Source organism: Luteibacter sp. OK325, from assembly GCF_003050935.1.
Classification (GTDB): domain Bacteria; phylum Pseudomonadota; class Gammaproteobacteria; order Xanthomonadales; family Rhodanobacteraceae; genus Luteibacter.
Genome location: NZ_QAOX01000001.1, coordinates 92,481 through 108,599, shown reverse-complemented (window position 1 = coordinate 108,599; position 16,119 = coordinate 92,481). Strand labels below are relative to the sequence as shown.

Genomic DNA, 16,119 nt, shown 5'->3' with positions numbered 1-16,119 from the left:
CGGGGCGCCCAGTAATGCGACGCCCCGAACGCAGTTGAGCCTCACCAGGCCTTGCGAATGCCGATCGAACCGGTCACCCGGCGGTAGCGATGGGCACCGAAGCGGGTTTCCACATCCGTCCACAGGCGCCAGCCGCTGCTGCGCATGAGTGCGACGCCAAGTTTCAGCCCGTAGCTGTTGCGCGGGACGCCGGCATCGAACGACTCGGCGTTGAACTGCGTGGCATCGAGACGTCCGAGACGACGGATCCAGTTTGCCGCGAAGTAGGGCGACGCAATGTGGCCGTTCGGCGTGTTCCAGCGCGCGGCAGCACGCACACCGAGCCGCGCCGTGGTGCCACTTCCATGGAGGGGCGAGATGCGGGTGCCGTTGGCCTCGCGATGGGTGCCGCCCCGTAGCCGGGTGGTGAGTATCTGCGCCTGCGGTTCGATGTATGTATCCGTTTCACGGCTGAGCGCGTGCCGCCAGCGGTGGCCTGCCTCCAGGCTTGCCGTAAGCATGCCAGAGCCGTACCGCTCGGCCGCGAGGGCATCGCCTTCCACGCGCTGGTTGACGTGAGCGTACTGCGTCCAGCCGCGCACATAGGTTCCGTCACCACTGCGAACGCCGCCGTACACGCCCGCGGCCGCGCCACGCACTCGCCCCCTGGCGGCGTAGTGTGTCAGCAGCGAAGTGCCGCGTGTGTCGGCACGGCCGGCGGCTGCCATGACGCCCAGGTGAGCCTCGTTGTCCGGATCGCGGAACAGGTCGGCACCCAGCGTGAGCTCGCTGGAGGAGGATGTGGTGGTCAGCTGCCTGCCGATATCGAAGCTGGTGTGGCGGCGGTCGAAACGCGCCCAGACCGTCTGGCGAGCACCATCGCGTTCATCGTCTTCGCCTGCGCCGGGGCCGCCCTGGAACATCTCGAGGGCAGCGGTCTGGTTGGCTCGATAGGCGCCGACTTCCGGGCGAAGTACGCGCGGGAGTACCACGACGGGGTCGGGGTCGAGCTCGGGATCGGGCGTTTCCGGTGTAACAGGCGGTTCGATGATGGTCGGGTCGACCGTCTCGGGCTCCAGCGACGAGCGGAGATACCAGTGGCCGTCGTTCGCTGCGCTGAGGGCGCCCTGATGCAGGAAGTACTCGTGCGCACCGGCAACGACGCGACCGGCAAGTTCGAACTGACCATTCGACATACCGTCGACCTGCACCAGCCGGATGCCGTCCACGGTGTAGTCGCCTGCGCCGTCGAGGGCATCCACGGCAATGAGGCTGTTGCCGGACGTATTGCCCATGATGTGCAGCAGGTCGGACGCCGAGGTGTCGTCGCCGAGGCGGCTACGCATGCGGAACAGCCCGTTGTTGCCGTCGTAGTCGCCGGCGATGGTCAACGTCGCGAAGCTGCCGGGCGCAGAGGCGAACGTCACGACACCATGGTCGCTGGTGAGGCTGCCGATGCGGCTGTCGCGCCCGACCATCCAGTGGCCGTCGTCTTCCAGCGTCAGGTCGCGAACGATGTCGGTGCCGCCGAGCCACATGGCCCCGCTGCGGAGTGTCACGGATGCCTTCGTGGCATCTGGTGTGGGCGTCCCGCTCTCCTGCGCGAGTCGGATGTCACCGATCGCCTGGCTTTTGCCGTCGAGCACGATGGTGAAAGGAGCGGTGGAATTGGGATATACCTCCGCGAAAGCGACGCCACTGAGAACCGCTCCGCCGCTGATCCGGACCTTCACCGGGTCGTAGAGGACAAGAGCGGCAGCTTGCGGGCTATCGATCGAGCCGCCCGTCAGCGTGAGCGAGCCGCCTTCGCGAACTTCAGCACCGTAGGCGGCGCTGCCGATGGCCTGGACGTTGGTATGGTTGGCCGTGATCGAGCCGTTCCACGCACGCAGGCCAAAGGCTCCTTCGCCGGACGTAAGGATGTTGCTGTCGTTGAGCGTAATCCGGCCGCCGTCCCGCGCGTTGGCGCCATAGGCAAGTCGGCCCTCAGTGACGATAGTCGTGCGCGTGGCGGTGACGTAGGGCGGACGTCCGACAAGGCCGTCACCGAATGCGATGATGCCGAAGGACTCGTATCCCCGGGTCGCGATATTTACATCGGTCATGTTGAGCGAGCCTGTGCGGTTGTCGATACCCGCCGAATTCACGCCCGAGGTCTCGATCCGGGTGCCGCTGATTCGTGCCAGTGGCAGCGTTCCGCCGTCGAAACCTGCCGCCTGCTTTCCCGTGGTCTGCCACTTGCCGCCGGTCACCGTGACGAGGCCGCTGTCGTGGTCGGCGTGCAGGGCGCTGGCAGCGTCACCGGTGGTCGTTATCGACGTATCGGCAAGGGCGGCGCTGACCGTCGCGGAGACGCGTACGCCGTGCGCCTCCGTGCCGTGGGTCTCGATGGTGGACTTCTCCGCCCTGATGCTCGCAGCGGAACCCTCTGCCGCAAGTCCGTGCGCCGCGGTGTTGCTCGTGGAAATCCTTGTGGACTCGATGGTGACATGGGCGCCGGCGACCGCGAGGATGCCAAGGGCGGCGTGGCCCGTGGTGGTGATGCTGCCGCCAACGAACTGGCCTTCCACATCGGCTCCTTCGAACCGAGCGCCATGGGCGCTACCTCCTTCGGTGACGATAGCGACGTCGGTCAGCGTGGTGGGGCCCGACCCGGCGATCAACAGGCCATGCGCACTGTCGCCGGTCGTCTGCAGTACCCCGCCACGCAGGCTGAGTTCACTGTCGGCACCGTCGGTCCAGACGGCATGCGCGGCGTTACCGAGGGTTTTGAGCTCGACGTCCAGGCCGGTTACCCTGCCTCCATTCTTGATCCGCAGGCCGGAAACCCCGGGGGATGTCGTTTCCCAGGATCCTGCGGAAAGGTCCAGTTCAGTCCCATCGGCAACCCAGGGTGGGCTTTCCGCGCCCACGGCGGGCTGCACAAAAGTGGCTATCATCGCAGCCATGTACCGGGTTTTAATGAGTTTTTGCGTGCGCATCCATTCTCTCCTTGTCAGGCGACGGGACAGGTTGTCCAAATCGCAATTTATGACTGACAAGGCTAGGGGCTGGCTTCCGGAGGCGTAAGGCGATTATTCTGAAAAAAGCGTGCGATTGCGTCACGCTTGCGTCACCAGACATCTACGCTTCATCATGATCGTTGCAATCTTGTCGTGTCTGTCTTCGCACGGGCACGCCAGGGATGAAACCATTTATCATCTGCACGCGCGGCGAAAGCCGTGGAGGACCCACCAACCAGTGGGTATCCGCCGTCGCGCTTGCGCCTATACATAACAACTGAGGAGCCAAACCTATGAAGATTGCTTCGATCACTGCACTCGCCTTCGTCGCTGCCGCCATGCTCTCCGCTTGCAACAAGAGCGAAGACGCTACCCCGGCCGCTGCCCCGGCTGCTGCTGCCACGGCTCCGGCCGCTCCGGCTGCTGCCCCGGCTGACGCCGCTCCGGCTGCTGCCACGACCGCTCCGGCTGCTGCCGGCACGGCTGCTCCGGCTCCGGCTTCGACCGCTCCGGCTCAGTAAGCAGTAAGTACGACCAAACCCGCCGCTCCCCAGGGAGTGGCGGGTTTTTTTTTGGTTCATCGCGGAATTCCGGGGACGTCGCTGCGGGCGTGGACGTAGCGGCGCAGAGCGTGACGTCGCGGCGCAGAGCATTCGGTGCCCACCCTCGCTGCTCAGACAGTCCTCCGCGTTCGGTGCGGAAGGCCGCTTCGCGGCCCATGTATCTATCTGGCCTACGGCCGCTCACTTGTGCGGAACTCGCCTCGAGGGTGGACACCGAAGGCTCTCCCGAGCCCTGAGGTTCGTGTGGGTCGAGCCAAAGCGCGCGGCAGCATCGTCGGCCGGCATGCCAGCACGGGCGCGAGGAAGGTGTTGGGCAACCGGGTGCTAGCAACCGCGTCCGCATCGCCCCGGTGTTCCGGAAGCGACCGGGGCCGACGACGGCACCACGCAACGGCTCTCCTTCCACCCAACCGTATCGTCGTGAGAGACCTTGGTGTCCACCCTCGAGGCGAGTTCCGCACAAGTGAGCGGCCGTAGGCCAGATAGATACATGGGCCGCGAAGCGGCCTTCCGATCCGAACGCGGAGGACTGTCTGAGCAGCGAGGGTGGACACCAAGGTCTCCCCCGCGAGACGCCCAAGTGTAGAGAGCGATGGCGAAGCCGAGCCATGCGCGAGGTGCGAGGTGCGAGGTGCGAAAGAATGCACGGCCTGAAAGCTGAGCGCCCGGCCCCGGTAATCCGCGAAGAACCTTTTTTTGCCATGGCTTCAGCGCCCGCGATACGGCAGGCTAGGCGGGTTTCGTCCCAACGCCACAGGAATGCCCATGTCGCATCGCTCGTTGCTTCCCATGCTCGCCCTGTCACTGGCCGTCGCCTCCAGCCTGGCGGTGGCGCAGACCGCGCCGATGACGCCGGACATCCCGGCAAAATTCGATTCGCCCACCACCGCCAACGATTACATCAAGCGGGAGGTCGAGATCCCGATGCGCGACGGGGTGAAGCTGCACACGGTCATCGTGATTCCGAAGAACGCCAGACACGCGCCGATCCTGTTGACCCGCACACCGTACAACGCCGACGGACGCGCCGAGCGCGCCGGGGCCACGACCATGCGCGACCTGTTGCCCCAGGGCGACGAGGTGTTCGTCGACGCCGGGTACATCCGCGTCTTCCAGGACATCCGCGGGAAGTACGGCTCGGAGGGCGACTACGTGATGACCCGCCCGCTGCGTGGTCCACTCAATTCGTCCGAGGTGGATCATTCCACCGACGCCTACGACACGATCGACTGGCTGACCAAAAACCTGCCCGAGTCCAACGGCAAGGTCGGCATGATCGGCTCGTCGTATGAGGGCTTCACCGTGGTGATGGCCCTGGTCAACCCGCATCCCGCGCTCAAGGTAGCTGCGCCGGAAAGCCCGATGGTGGATGGCTGGATGGGCGACGACTGGTTCCATTACGGCGCTTTTCGCCAGACCAATTTCGATTACATCACCGGCCAGAACGCCAAACGTGGCAAGGGCGCGGAGATCACGCGCGCCGGTTTCGACGACTACACGAATTTCCTGAAGGCCGGTTCGGCCGGCGATTATGCGAAGGCCGCCGGCCTCGACCAGCTGCCCTACTGGCGCAAGCTCAGTGAGCATCCCTCGTACGACGCCTACTGGCAGGGGCAGGCGCTCGACAAGGAAATGGCGAAGCAGCCGCTGAAGGTGCCCACCATGTGGCTGCAGGGCCTGTGGGATCAGGAAGACATGTGGGGCGCGATCCACAGCTACGAGGCTGTGGAGCCGAAGGACAAGGGCAACGACAAGAACTACCTGGTGATGGGCCCGTGGCGGCACAGCCAGGTCAACTACAGCGCGTCCTCGCTCGGCGCGCTGAACTGGGATGGCGACACCGCCCTGCAGTTCCGCCGCGACGTGCTCCTGCCGTTCTTCAACCAGTACCTGATGGACGGCGCGCCGAAGGCGAACACCCCGCCCGTGCTCATCTACAACACCGGCGAGAACCACTGGGACCGCTTCAAGTCCTGGCCCCAGGCCAAAGGCACGAAGCCGCTCTACCTCGTTGCCAACGGCGGCCTGTCGTTCACTGCCCCCGACGCTTCGGCGGCGAAGTACGACGAGTATGTCTCCGACCCGGCCAAGCCGGTGTCCTATGTGCCGCGCCCCGTTCGCTTCACCGATCGCACCTCCTGGACCACCTGGCTGGTGCAGGACCAGCGTTTCGTGGACGGACGCCCGGATGTCCTCACCTATGTCACCGAGCCGCTTACCGCGCCGCTGCGCGTGGCTGGCGCCCCGCAGGTGAACCTCTACGCCTCCACCAGCGGCACGGACAGCGATTGGGTGGTCAAGCTGATCGATGTGGCTCCGGAGACGAATGCCTCGTCGCCGGCCATGGGTGGCTACGAACTCGCCATCTCGATGGATATCTTCCGCGGCCGTTATCGCGAGAGTTTTTCGGATCCGAAGGCGATCACGCCGAATACCCCGCTGGAGTACAAGTTCGGCCTGCCCACCGTGGACCACACCTTCCTGCCGGGTCACCGCGCCATGGTGCAGGTGCAGTCCTCGTGGTTCCCGCTCTACGACCGTAACCCGCAGACCTACGTGCCGAACATCTTCTTCGCGAAGCCTTCGGACTACCAGAAGGCCACGCAGCAGGTCTGGCACGCGCCGGGGACGGCCAGTGCCATCGAACTGCCGGTACTGGACGAGCCGAAGCACTGACCCCTTTGGCGTTCCGTGCACGCCCGTAGGGCGATCCTCGACCTCCCCGAGGTTCGAGGATCGCCCCATGGCCCGTCCCATCTGGACCGGTACCCTATCGTTCGGCCTGCTCAACGTGCCGATCCGGCTGATGTCGGGCGAGCGGCGCAACGACCTGCATTTCCGCATGCTCGACCAGCGCAGCAACACGCCCGTGCGCTACGAGCGTGTCAACGCCGACACCGGCGAAGAAGTGCCCTGGAAGGACATCGTCAAGGCCTTCGAATACCAGAAGGGTAGCTATGTGGTCCTCGAGGAAGAGGACATCAAGAATGCCGCCAGCGACGCGCACGAGACGGTGGAAATCGACACCTTTGTCGATGCTGGTGAAATCGCCCCCGCGTACTTCGAGAAGCCTTATGTGCTCCTGCCCGCAAAGAAGGCCGAGAAAGGCTACGTACTGCTGCGCGAGACACTGAAGAAGACCGGCAAGGTCGGCATCGCCCGCGTCGTGATCCGCACCAGGGAGTACCTCGCGGCCGTCATGCCGCAGGGCGACGCGCTCGTCTTGAACCTCCTTCGCTACCAGTCCGAGATCGTCCATGCGGAGGACTTCGACCTCCCCGGCAAGTCGACCTCCGAGTACCGGATATCGCCACGCGAGATGGACATGGCGAAGGACCTCATTGCGTCCATGTCGAGCAAGTGGAAGCCCGGGGATTACCGCGACGACTTCCGCGACAAGCTGCGCAAGGCTATCGAGAAGCGCCTCAAGAGCAAGGGCGTCACGACCACAATCGATGACGAGGACGATCACGCGCCGGAAAATGCGACGACCAACGTCGTCGACTTCATGGCACTGCTGAAGAAGAGTCTCGGCGCGAAGACCCGCACACCGGCGAAGAAGACGATAACGAAGAAAGCCGCGACGAAGAAAGTCGCTGCCAAGAAGTCGCCCGCTAAGGCTGGCGCCTCGCGCAAGTCACCGGCCACCCGTCGCAAGGCGGGTTGACGCCATGGGGCCGCTGATTGTCGATGGTGTAGCCGTCACCCATCCGGAGCGCGAGGTTTTCGGCGAGGGTGGCCCGACCAAGGGCGACGTTGCTACGTATTACGACGCGGTGATTCCACTCATGCTGCCGGAACTTCGAGGGCGGCCCTTGTCGGTGGTGCGTTGCCCGCAAGGCACCAAGGGAGCGTGCTTTTTCCAGAAGCACCACGCTGACACGCTGGGCAAGCACGTGAAGGCCGTAACGCTGAAAGAGAAGGATGGCGGCAAAGCGGAGTACCTGTATGTCGACGATGCCAAAGGCATCCTCGAACTCGTCCAGATGAATACGCTGGAGTTCCATCCCTGGGGCGCGCGTGTCGACAACCCCGACCAGCCCGACCGGCTCATCTTCGACATCGACCCCTCGCAGGATGTCGACTGGAAGACCGTCGTGGCGTGCGCGCGCGCGATCCGCGAGCGACTCCAGGGCGAAGGCCTCGAAAGCTTCGTTCGCACGTCCGGTGGCAAGGGCCTGCATGTCGTCGCGCCCTTCCGGCGCGGCCCGTCCTGGGACGTGGTGAAGGCCTTCTGCAAAGGCATCGCCGATGCCATGGTCGCGGATGCGCCAAAGCGCTACATCGCCGAGGCGAGCAAAGCCAAACGCGAGGGCCTCATCTTCATCGACTGGCTGCGCAACACACGGGGCGCGACGAGCGTGACGGGTTGGTCGTTACGTGCGCGGGCCGGTGCGCCGGTGGCGATGCCGTTGGGCTGGGAAGAGATTGCCCGGCTGAAGACGGGCGGGGCGTTCGACCTGAAGAAGGCGCTGAAGCGAACCGAAGGGCCGAAAGCAGATCCCTGGGAGGGGATCGAATCGCTGAAGCAGGCGTTGCCTACAAGGTGATGGCTGTACCCGACGGTTTCGGACGCCGTTGCAAAGGCAGCTGACGCAGCGCTAGGCTCAAGCTGGGCTCTGGCTCCAAGTTTGTGGGAGCGCGGCAAATCTGGCCAATTCGATCGGTAACGCGATGTCCGGGCCGACGGGGTCGGGTATCAGCAGAGCGTCCCATGCCACGTCGTGGCAGCACCGTGCCGCCTCGGCGGCGGGACAGGCAATGCAGCGGGCTGCGAGCGGCCGATCCTTCGGACCGTTACAAGCGCGAGTCAGCGCCGCGGGCAGGGCTGTTGGCCGCTTCGCCGTTGTAACCACGGTATGGGAAGGTTTTTACGATCTCGGCGCCATTGGCGAGTGCAATGCGCCGCGCATCCGCTAATTATGAAGTGAGGTTCCCGCCATGCCCATTCCGAAAGATAGACAAATCCTTTCGTTAGGTCAGATTTTCGACGCGAGTTATCGACCGGATGAGATCGATTTTGAGGTTTTCTCCGAGCTTCTTACGCACGTCTCTCAGGAACTTGGCATCCCCCGAGGTCTCCTCAGGCCCACCGACAGGTTCGATGTCGAACTGGCTCCCGGGATTGGCAATGAGTGGGATTCGGGTATAGGGATACTGGTGCTCGACATGCAGCGTTTCGCGAAACGAAAGGGCCGACCGGTGGACCGCGAACTCGTCTCCCTGGACGACTACCTGCGATTCATGAGCGAAGTGTACGAGTGATGCGAGAGTGCCAATCGGCGAATTGTGAGGTATCTGCCTCGCACATCGCGACACTCCGTCGAGATGTGCGAGGCAGATGCGTTTACTTCGACTGCATCCGGCGCAGCGAAGCCATCACCTCGTAGCAAGCGCCCATCGTGTGATAGTCGGTCTTGCCGGCGGGGCTCTTCTCGTCGTCGTACTTTTCGTTGGTGCGCTTGAGAATGCGGTACCACGCCCCGTACTTGTGGTCGACGAAGTGCTCCCAGCTGTACGCCCAGATTTTCTCGTACGCCTGGTCGTACTTCTTTTCGCCGGTGGTCTCGAACAGCAGTTGCGCGGCAGCCAGCGATTCGGCCTGCACCCAGAAATACTTGTCGTCGTCGCAGACGTCGCCTTCCGGCGAGAAGCCATAGGCGATGCCGCCGTATTCCTTGTCCCAGGCCTTGTCGAGCGCCTCGTCGAACAGGTGCTTCGCCGTCGGCACCAGCCAGTCCTTATGCTTCGCCGTGCCCTTGGTATAACGCTCGAGCATGGTCAGCAGCTTGGCCCACTCAGTCTGGTGTCCCGGCTGGAAGCCCCAGGGGCGGAACAGATGCTTGGGATTGTCTAGGTTGTATTCCCAGTCGATCGTCCAGTCGCTGTGGTAGTGCTCCCACACCAGCTTCTGCGGCGTCAGGCCAGCCTGGCGCTGGGTCATGTGTTCGGCGAGCAGCAGGGCGCGATCGAGGAAGCGGTCTTCCTTGGTCGCTTCCCACGCGGCGATCATCGCCTCGGTCATGTGCATGTTGGCGTTCTGGCCGCGGTAACCGGTGAAGTTCCAGTCCTTGTCGGCTTCGTCGCGGTACAGGCCCGGACCCGGCTCCCAGTAGCGCTTCTCGAGCAGGTTCCAGATCTCTTCCATCCAGCCGCGTGCGTCGGCCATGCCGACCTTCACGCCACAGGAATAGGCCAGCAACATGAAGGCCAGGCCGTAACAGTGGTTCATCTGGTCGTCGCGCTTACCGTCGGCGATGGTCCAGGCGTAGCCGCCGGTCTCGGGATTCAGATGCACGTCGCGCAGGTACTTCAGACCATGCAGCGCGAGGTCCTTGTCTTCGGGCTTGTTGAATTCCAGGTAAGCCATGGCGTGGTTGAACACGAAGCGCGTGCTCGATACCAGGTGGCGGTGGCTGCGGTCGTAAACCGTACCGTCATCCTTGAAGTACTGGAAGAAGCCACCGGCGGCGTCGACCTCGTTCGGCTTGTAGAAACCCATGGTCTTGGCGACGTGGTCGCGCAGTACATCCACGTTGTGGAAATCGGGGAGGGGGTAGTTCGTCATGCGTGCTTCTCCATGAAGGCCCTGACTTCGGCCTGGTCGGGAATGGCAGTAAACGATCCCTTGCGGGTGGCGGTGATCGCACCACAGGCTGCGGCGAATCGAATCAGGTCGTCGAGGCGGGCCGTGTCGGCGACCAGCGCGTCGAAGGTCGCGGGCGTAACGTTTTCCGCGGCCAGTCGGGCGAGCAGGCCACCCACGAAAGCGTCACCGGCGGCGGTGGTGTCCACCGCTTCGACGGCGTAGCCCTGCACCGTGCCACGTGCCGAACGGGAGAACCAGCGCATCGGTTCGGCACCGTCGGTCACTAGCAACAGGCCGGCCTTGCCGCGCCAGAGACGCTCGAGCACGGCGTCGTCGGAACCCGCACCCGCATGGATGAAGGCGAACTCTTCCGCACTGAGCTTGATCACGTCGGCTTCGGACAGCGCTTCCCACAGGCGTGGCAGCGGTGCTTCGCTGGCCGGCCACAAGGCCGGGCGCAGGTTCATGTCGAAACTGACCAATGCACCGGCGGCACGTGCACGCCGCATACCTTCGACAGTCGTCGCGGCGATCGCCGCTTCGGTGAGCGAATTGGAGCAGACGTGGAAAATCGAAAGGTCGTCGAACGCTTCCTTGCGGAAGTGCTCCGGGCGGAACAGCAGATCCGCCGCGGGTGGACGATAGAAACTGAAGCTGCGATCGCCCTTTTCGTCATGTGCGACGAAAGCCAGGGCGGTACGCGCCTCATCGGTACGCGCGATGTCGTCCGTACCGACGCCAAGGTCGGTAAGGCTCTTCAGCAGGAAATCACCGAACATGTCGCGTGCGAGCATGCCGGCAAAGCGGGCGTGGGCGCCGAGGCGTGCCGCGGCGACCGCGACATTGGCCGGCGCGCCGCCGGCAAAGGGAACGAAAGCGGGAGGCTGACCGGCGCCGCCCTGGGGCTGTGCGTGGAAATCGATCAGCGCCTCGCCGAAGCAGAGGATGGAAGACATGCTGCGGCCTGTCCTTGGGGCAAGAAAGTACTACACGACGGCCGGCGCGAGGCCGGCCGTCGCCATGGGGCTTAACGCGCGACAGGCACCGAACGGACCTTGGAACCACTGAGGCCGTAGAACACGATGTAGGCGTAGCAGATGAGCGGGATGAAGAAGGCGTGCTGCAGGCCGATCTTGTCGGCAATCGCACCCTGGATCAGCGGGATCAGGGCACCACCGACGATGGCCATGATCAGCAGGCTCGAGGCCTTGCCGGTCAGCGGACCCATGCCCTCGATACCGAGCGAGAAGATCGTCGGGAACATGATCGAGTTGAACAGGCCGATGACGACAATGCTGTACACGGCCACGTTGCCGGTGGTCATCATCGTGGTGATGACGAGCAGGGCGTTGATCACCGCGAAGGCAGCCAGAAGCTTGCGCGGCGAGAACTTGGCGAGCAGCGCCGAACCGATGAAGCGGCCGACCATGGCGCCACCCCAGTAGAAAGCCACGTGGGAGGCGGCGACTTCACCCGTCATGTTGCCGATTTCCGGCAGCTGCAGGTAGTTGATCATGAAGCTGCCGATCGACACTTCGCCGCCGACATAGAAGAAGATGCCGAGCACGCCGAAGAACACGTGAGGCGTCTTGAAGGCATCCATCAGCGAGTGGTGGCCTTCGTCGGCCTTCTCGGTGGTTTCCTCGAGCTTCGGCAGGTTGAACAGATACACGCCGATAGCAATGGCGACCAGCACCACGGCCAGGCCGATGTAGGGCACCTGCACGGCGCTGGCTTCCGTCGCGCGATAGCTCAGCTGCTCGGCGGCGCTGAGCTTGCCGATATCGTCACTGCTCTTGACCTGGTTGGACAGGATCAGCACGCCGCCGAAGAACGGGGCGAGGAAGGTGCCGAACGAGTTCAGCGCCTGGGCCAGGGTGAGGCGGCTGGAGCTGGTTTTCTCGGGACCGAGCAGGGCGACATACGGGTTCGCCGCGACCTGCAGCACCGTGATGCCGGTGGCCAGGATGAACAGCGCGCCGAGGAAGAGCGGATAAACGCGCATGCCGGCAGCGGGCCAGAACAGCGCCGCGCCAATGCCGGCGATGATCAGGCCGGCGACGATACCCTTCTTGTAACCGAGGGCGGCGACCAGCTTGCCGGCCGGCAGGCCCATGATGAAGTAGGCACCGAAGAAGGTGAACTGGATCAGCAGCGCCTGGAAGTAGTTCAGCTCGAACACGGCCTTCAGGTGCGGAATGAGGATGTCATTCAGGCAGGTCAGAAACCCCCACATGAAGAAGATCGTCGACATCACGCCAAGCGCGAGCGGGAAATAGGTGTAACGGGTGTCGCCGGCGCCCGTCGAGTTCGACGAGTTGGGCAATGGCGTGGAAGCGGTAGCCATGGGGCGCTCCAGTGGTGGTTTCAGGGGGAGGACGGCGGGCAGCTGCTTTCGCGAACGACCAGCCGGACGGGCGCGATTGTAGAAGCCGTGTCCGTCTCGGGATTGCGAAGTCTTTCCAGAATGAGTTCGGCACTGCGCCGTCCCAGGCCGCGCGGATCGACCGCAATGGTGGTCAGGGGCGGCACGCATACCGAGGCCTCGGCGACATCATCGAAGCCGGTCAGGGCGAAATCCTCGCCCGGGCGACGGCCTCGCTTGGTCAGGCCAAGCATAAGGCCCAGTGCGACGGCGTCGTTGTAGCAAACCGCCGCCGTGGGCGCGGGATCGCGGGCGAACAAGGCACCGGTCTGGCGTGCGGCCTCCAGGCGAGTGGGTGTGCTTTCGATCATCCATGCCGGATCCACCTTCAGGCCGGCGGCGCTCATGGCGCTGGCGTAGCCTCGGCGGCGCTGTTCCACCGAGCTCGATTCGCGATGGCCGCCAAAGAAGGCGATGCGCTGGTGCCCGAGGCCGATAAGGTGTTCCGTGGCCAGGCGGGCGCCGTGCTCGTTGTCCATCTCCAGGGTGTCCCAGCGATGGGTGCCTTCGTCGTCGGGCAGTTCGCGGTTGAACACCAGCAGCGGCGTGTGCATGCCGACGGCGGCCAGCACGCGCTCGCCCTCGCTGCCTTCGGCAGGCGAAAGAATGATGCCGGCCGGCCCGTGCTCGACCAGGGAGTTGAGGACGGCCTGCTGCCGCTCCGGCGATTCGCCGGTGTTGCCGAGCAGGGTGACGTACCCGGCGCTGGCCAGGGCTTCGTCCGCTCCGGCGGCGAATTCGGCGAAGAAGGGGTTGCCCAGGTCGTTCACGACCAGGCCGATGCTCGAGGAGGTGCGCCGGCGCAGGTTGGCTGCGGCACGGTTATAGACATAGCCCTGGCGCTTCAGTTCGGCCTCGACCCGCGCGCGGGTGGCCGAATTGACCAGGGGGCTGCCACGCAACACGAGGGACACGGTGGCCCGCGACACATCGCAACCCAGGGCGATATCGGCGAGCGTGACCTTGCGGCGTTGCGGGGTGATCCTCGGCATCTTGGCTCCTTCAAACGATCTAAACCGGGCGATCATCGCTCGCCGGCGAAAGGGATGCATCACGCACTGCAACATGCGAGTCTGCGGCATCTTTGCTACTTTCGGTCTGTTTGTCACGATCCAAATGTTCGTGACCACTCGAAACGCGTCCACCCGAGGGGAACCACCGATGTCGAGCACCATCCGTTTGCGCCGTGGCCTGCTGGCCACCGCCCTGTGCCTTGCCCTGCCGGCGCTCGCCGCGGCGGCTTCCGACAAGGGCGGCTCGGCCGCCTACGCTGCCGTCGATCCGATGATCGGCACCGGTGGGGATGGCCACACCTTCCCGGGCGCCACCGTGCCGTTCGGCATGATCCAGCTCTCGCCGGATACCGCGATGCCGGACGTCAAGCACGCGTACAAGTGGGCCGCCGGGTATCAGTACGGCGACTCGAGCATTCTTGGCTTCTCCCATACGCACTTCTCCGGCAGCGGCCATTCCGACCTGGGCGACGTACTCGTCATGCCCATCGCCGGTGACGTGAAGCTGGACCCCGGCTCCCCCGACCAGCCTGGTAGCGGCTATCGCTCGCGGTTCGACCACAAGAGCGAGAAAGCGGAAGCAGGGTACTACGCCGTTACGCTGGCCGACTACGACGTCCGCGCCGAGCTGACCGCCGGCGCCCGCGTGGGCTGGCACCGCTACACCTTCCCCAAGGGCAAGCCGGCCCACCTGCTGCTCGACCTGCGTCCGAGCATCTACGACTACGAGGGCAAGGTGCTCTGGTCGAGCCTGCGCGTACGTGCCGACGGCACCATCACCGGTGGCCGTGCCACGCGCGGCTGGGCGCCGGGTCGCCAGCTGTATTTCGCTATGCGCTTCAACCAGCCGATGACCTCGCGCAGCCTGAAGAATCGCGAGACCGGCGTGCCGTACAAGGGCTTCAGCGGCCCGGGCAACCGTGCGGAGGACGTCGACGCGATGAGCGGCCGTGCGCTCGAGGGCGTGTTCGACTTCGGCGACCTGTCCAAGCCGCTCATCGTCAAGGTGGCGGTCTCCTCGGTGAGTGAGGACAACGCCATGGCCAACCTCGACAAGGACGGTGAAGGCTTCGACTTCGATGCCCGCCGTGCCGAAGCGCGGCAGAGCTGGGAGAAGGCATTGTCCACGGTCGAGCTCAAGGCACCCGCGGAAACCCGCAAAACGTTCTACACCGCGCTCTATCACTCGATGATCTCGCCCAGCCTCTCGATGGACGTCAATGGCGAGTACCGCGGCCCGGACAACCAGGTGCACACGGCCAAGGGCTTTGATTTCTATTCGACCTGGTCGTTGTGGGATGTCTATCGCGCGCAGCAGCCGCTGATAACCCTGCTGCAGCCGGCCAAGAGCAACGACTTCGTCAGCTCGCTGATTGCCGCGCGCCAGTCCAGTCCCTTCGGCATCCTGCCGGTCTGGGCGTACCAGGGCATGGAAACCTGGTGCATGATCGGTTACCACGCCGTGCCGGTCATCGCCGATGCCTATATGAAGGGCATTCGCGGCTACGACGCCAATGCCGCACTGGAGGCCATGGTGGCCAGTGCCACCTACGGTCCGTACGGCGGTCTCGATGACTACATGAAGCTCGGCTACGTGCCGATCGATCGCCAGCCCGAAGCGGCCTCGAAGACGGTCGAATACGCCTTCGACGACTGGTCGCTGGCGCAGATGGCCAAGGCCATGGGCAAGGACGATATCGCTGCGACGTTCACCAAACGCGCGGGCAACTGGAAGAACAGCTTCGATACGAAGACCGGCTTCCTGCGCGCACGCAAGAGCGACGGCAACTATCGCGAGCCGTTCGATCCCTCGTCGGCCGGCTACGGCAGCGACTACACCGAAGGCAACGCCTGGCAGTATTCCTGGTACGTGCCGCAGGACGTGGCCGGCCTGATCGACGCACTGGGCGGCAAGGAAGCCTTCGTCAAAAAGCTGGATTCGGTGTTCGATGCCAAGGTCGATCCGAAGTCCTTCGCCCATGTCGAGGACATCACCGGCCTGATCGGCTGGTACGCGCATGGCAACGAGCCGAGCCATCAGGTGGCCTACCTGTACGACTACGCCGGCCAGCCCTGGAAGACCCAGGAACGCCTGGCGCAGATCATGCAGACGCAGTACACGCCGACGCCGACGGGTTTGGTGGGCAACGACGACCTGGGCCAGATGTCGGCCTGGTACATCTTCACCGCGCTGGGCTTCTATCCCGTGGCACCCGGCAGCAACCAGTACGTGATCGGACGCCCCTTCATCGAGAAGGCCACGCTCAACCTGCCGGGCGGCAAGCACTTCGTCGTTTCCGCCGATCACCTCGACGCGAAGCATCCGTACGTCGGCAAGGTGACCCTCAACGGACAAGCCCTGGACCGCACTTTCGTCCGTCACGAGGAAATCGTCGCCGGCGGCGAACTGCACTTCACCATGCAGGCCGAGCCGGCGAAGGACTGGGGCCAGACACCGGCGTCGCTGCCGTACTCGATGACGCCGTCCGCACCGTAAGGACCCGTCACAGGGCCTTCACGGGTCCTTCGGCATTAAGCACGACTCCAT

Annotated in this window: 11 protein-coding genes; 6 read left to right on the top strand and 5 right to left on the bottom strand. The window is 64.4% G+C overall.

Annotated features, from left to right (window positions below; all coding sequences use genetic code 11):
- Positions 1 to 41 precede the first annotated feature (41 nt).
- The gene (locus tag C8J98_RS00460) at positions 42 to 2,918 is read right to left on the bottom strand and encodes an autotransporter outer membrane beta-barrel domain-containing protein (protein ID WP_158272550.1); all 2,877 of its coding nucleotides are present in this window, start codon (positions 2,916 to 2,918) and stop codon (positions 42 to 44) included.
- Positions 2,919 to 3,274: 356 nt separating this feature from the next.
- Between C8J98_RS00460 and C8J98_RS00455 the strand changes: the two genes are divergently transcribed.
- The 5 genes from C8J98_RS00455 to C8J98_RS00435 all read left to right on the top strand — a co-directional run bounded on the left by C8J98_RS00455 (position 3,275) and on the right by C8J98_RS00435 (position 8,809).
- Complete coding sequence (locus tag C8J98_RS00455) at positions 3,275 to 3,502, top strand: hypothetical protein (protein WP_107909891.1); 228 nt, start codon at positions 3,275 to 3,277, stop codon at positions 3,500 to 3,502.
- A gap of 807 nt (positions 3,503 to 4,309) precedes the next feature.
- Positions 4,310 to 6,220, top strand: coding sequence for a CocE/NonD family hydrolase (locus C8J98_RS00450; protein ID WP_233260058.1), 1,911 nt, complete (start codon positions 4,310 to 4,312; stop codon positions 6,218 to 6,220).
- 67 nt (positions 6,221 to 6,287) lie between these two features.
- Positions 6,288 to 7,211, top strand: a complete 924-nt coding sequence (locus C8J98_RS00445; RefSeq protein ID WP_107909887.1) for a Ku protein — start codon at positions 6,288 to 6,290, stop codon at positions 7,209 to 7,211.
- Positions 7,212 to 7,215: 4 nt separating this feature from the next.
- On the top strand, positions 7,216 to 8,094 hold the full coding sequence (gene ligD / locus C8J98_RS00440; protein WP_107909885.1) for a non-homologous end-joining DNA ligase: 879 nt from the start codon (positions 7,216 to 7,218) through the stop codon (positions 8,092 to 8,094).
- A 391-nt stretch (positions 8,095 to 8,485) separates the two neighbouring features.
- Positions 8,486 to 8,809 carry a hypothetical protein gene (locus tag C8J98_RS00435; RefSeq protein WP_107909883.1) on the top strand — a complete coding sequence of 108 codons (324 nt, stop codon included), beginning with the start codon at positions 8,486 to 8,488 and terminating at the stop codon, positions 8,807 to 8,809.
- A gap of 82 nt (positions 8,810 to 8,891) precedes the next feature.
- Here C8J98_RS00435 and C8J98_RS00430 read toward each other — a convergent pair whose 3' ends face one another.
- The 4 genes from C8J98_RS00430 to C8J98_RS00415 all read right to left on the bottom strand — a co-directional run bounded on the left by C8J98_RS00430 (position 8,892) and on the right by C8J98_RS00415 (position 13,550).
- Positions 8,892 to 10,112, bottom strand: coding sequence for an AGE family epimerase/isomerase (locus tag C8J98_RS00430; protein WP_107909881.1), 1,221 nt, complete (start codon positions 10,110 to 10,112; stop codon positions 8,892 to 8,894).
- Positions 10,109 to 11,089 (bottom strand): carbohydrate kinase, encoded by a 981-nt coding sequence (locus C8J98_RS00425; protein WP_107909880.1) that lies wholly within the window; start codon positions 11,087 to 11,089, stop codon positions 10,109 to 10,111. Before C8J98_RS00425 ends, C8J98_RS00430 begins: the two co-directional genes overlap by 4 nt.
- 71 nt (positions 11,090 to 11,160) lie before the next feature.
- Positions 11,161 to 12,480 carry an L-fucose:H+ symporter permease gene (gene fucP, locus C8J98_RS00420; RefSeq protein ID WP_107909878.1) on the bottom strand — a complete coding sequence of 440 codons (1,320 nt, stop codon included), beginning with the start codon at positions 12,478 to 12,480 and terminating at the stop codon, positions 11,161 to 11,163.
- Positions 12,481 to 12,500: 20 nt separating this feature from the next.
- Positions 12,501 to 13,550, bottom strand: a complete 1,050-nt coding sequence (locus C8J98_RS00415) for a LacI family DNA-binding transcriptional regulator (protein ID WP_107909876.1) — start codon at positions 13,548 to 13,550, stop codon at positions 12,501 to 12,503.
- 169 nt (positions 13,551 to 13,719) lie between these two features.
- Between C8J98_RS00415 and C8J98_RS00410 the strand changes: the two genes are divergently transcribed.
- Positions 13,720 to 16,068 carry a GH92 family glycosyl hydrolase gene (locus C8J98_RS00410; protein ID WP_107909873.1) on the top strand — a complete coding sequence of 783 codons (2,349 nt, stop codon included), beginning with the start codon at positions 13,720 to 13,722 and terminating at the stop codon, positions 16,066 to 16,068.
- Positions 16,069 to 16,119 lie beyond the last annotated feature (51 nt).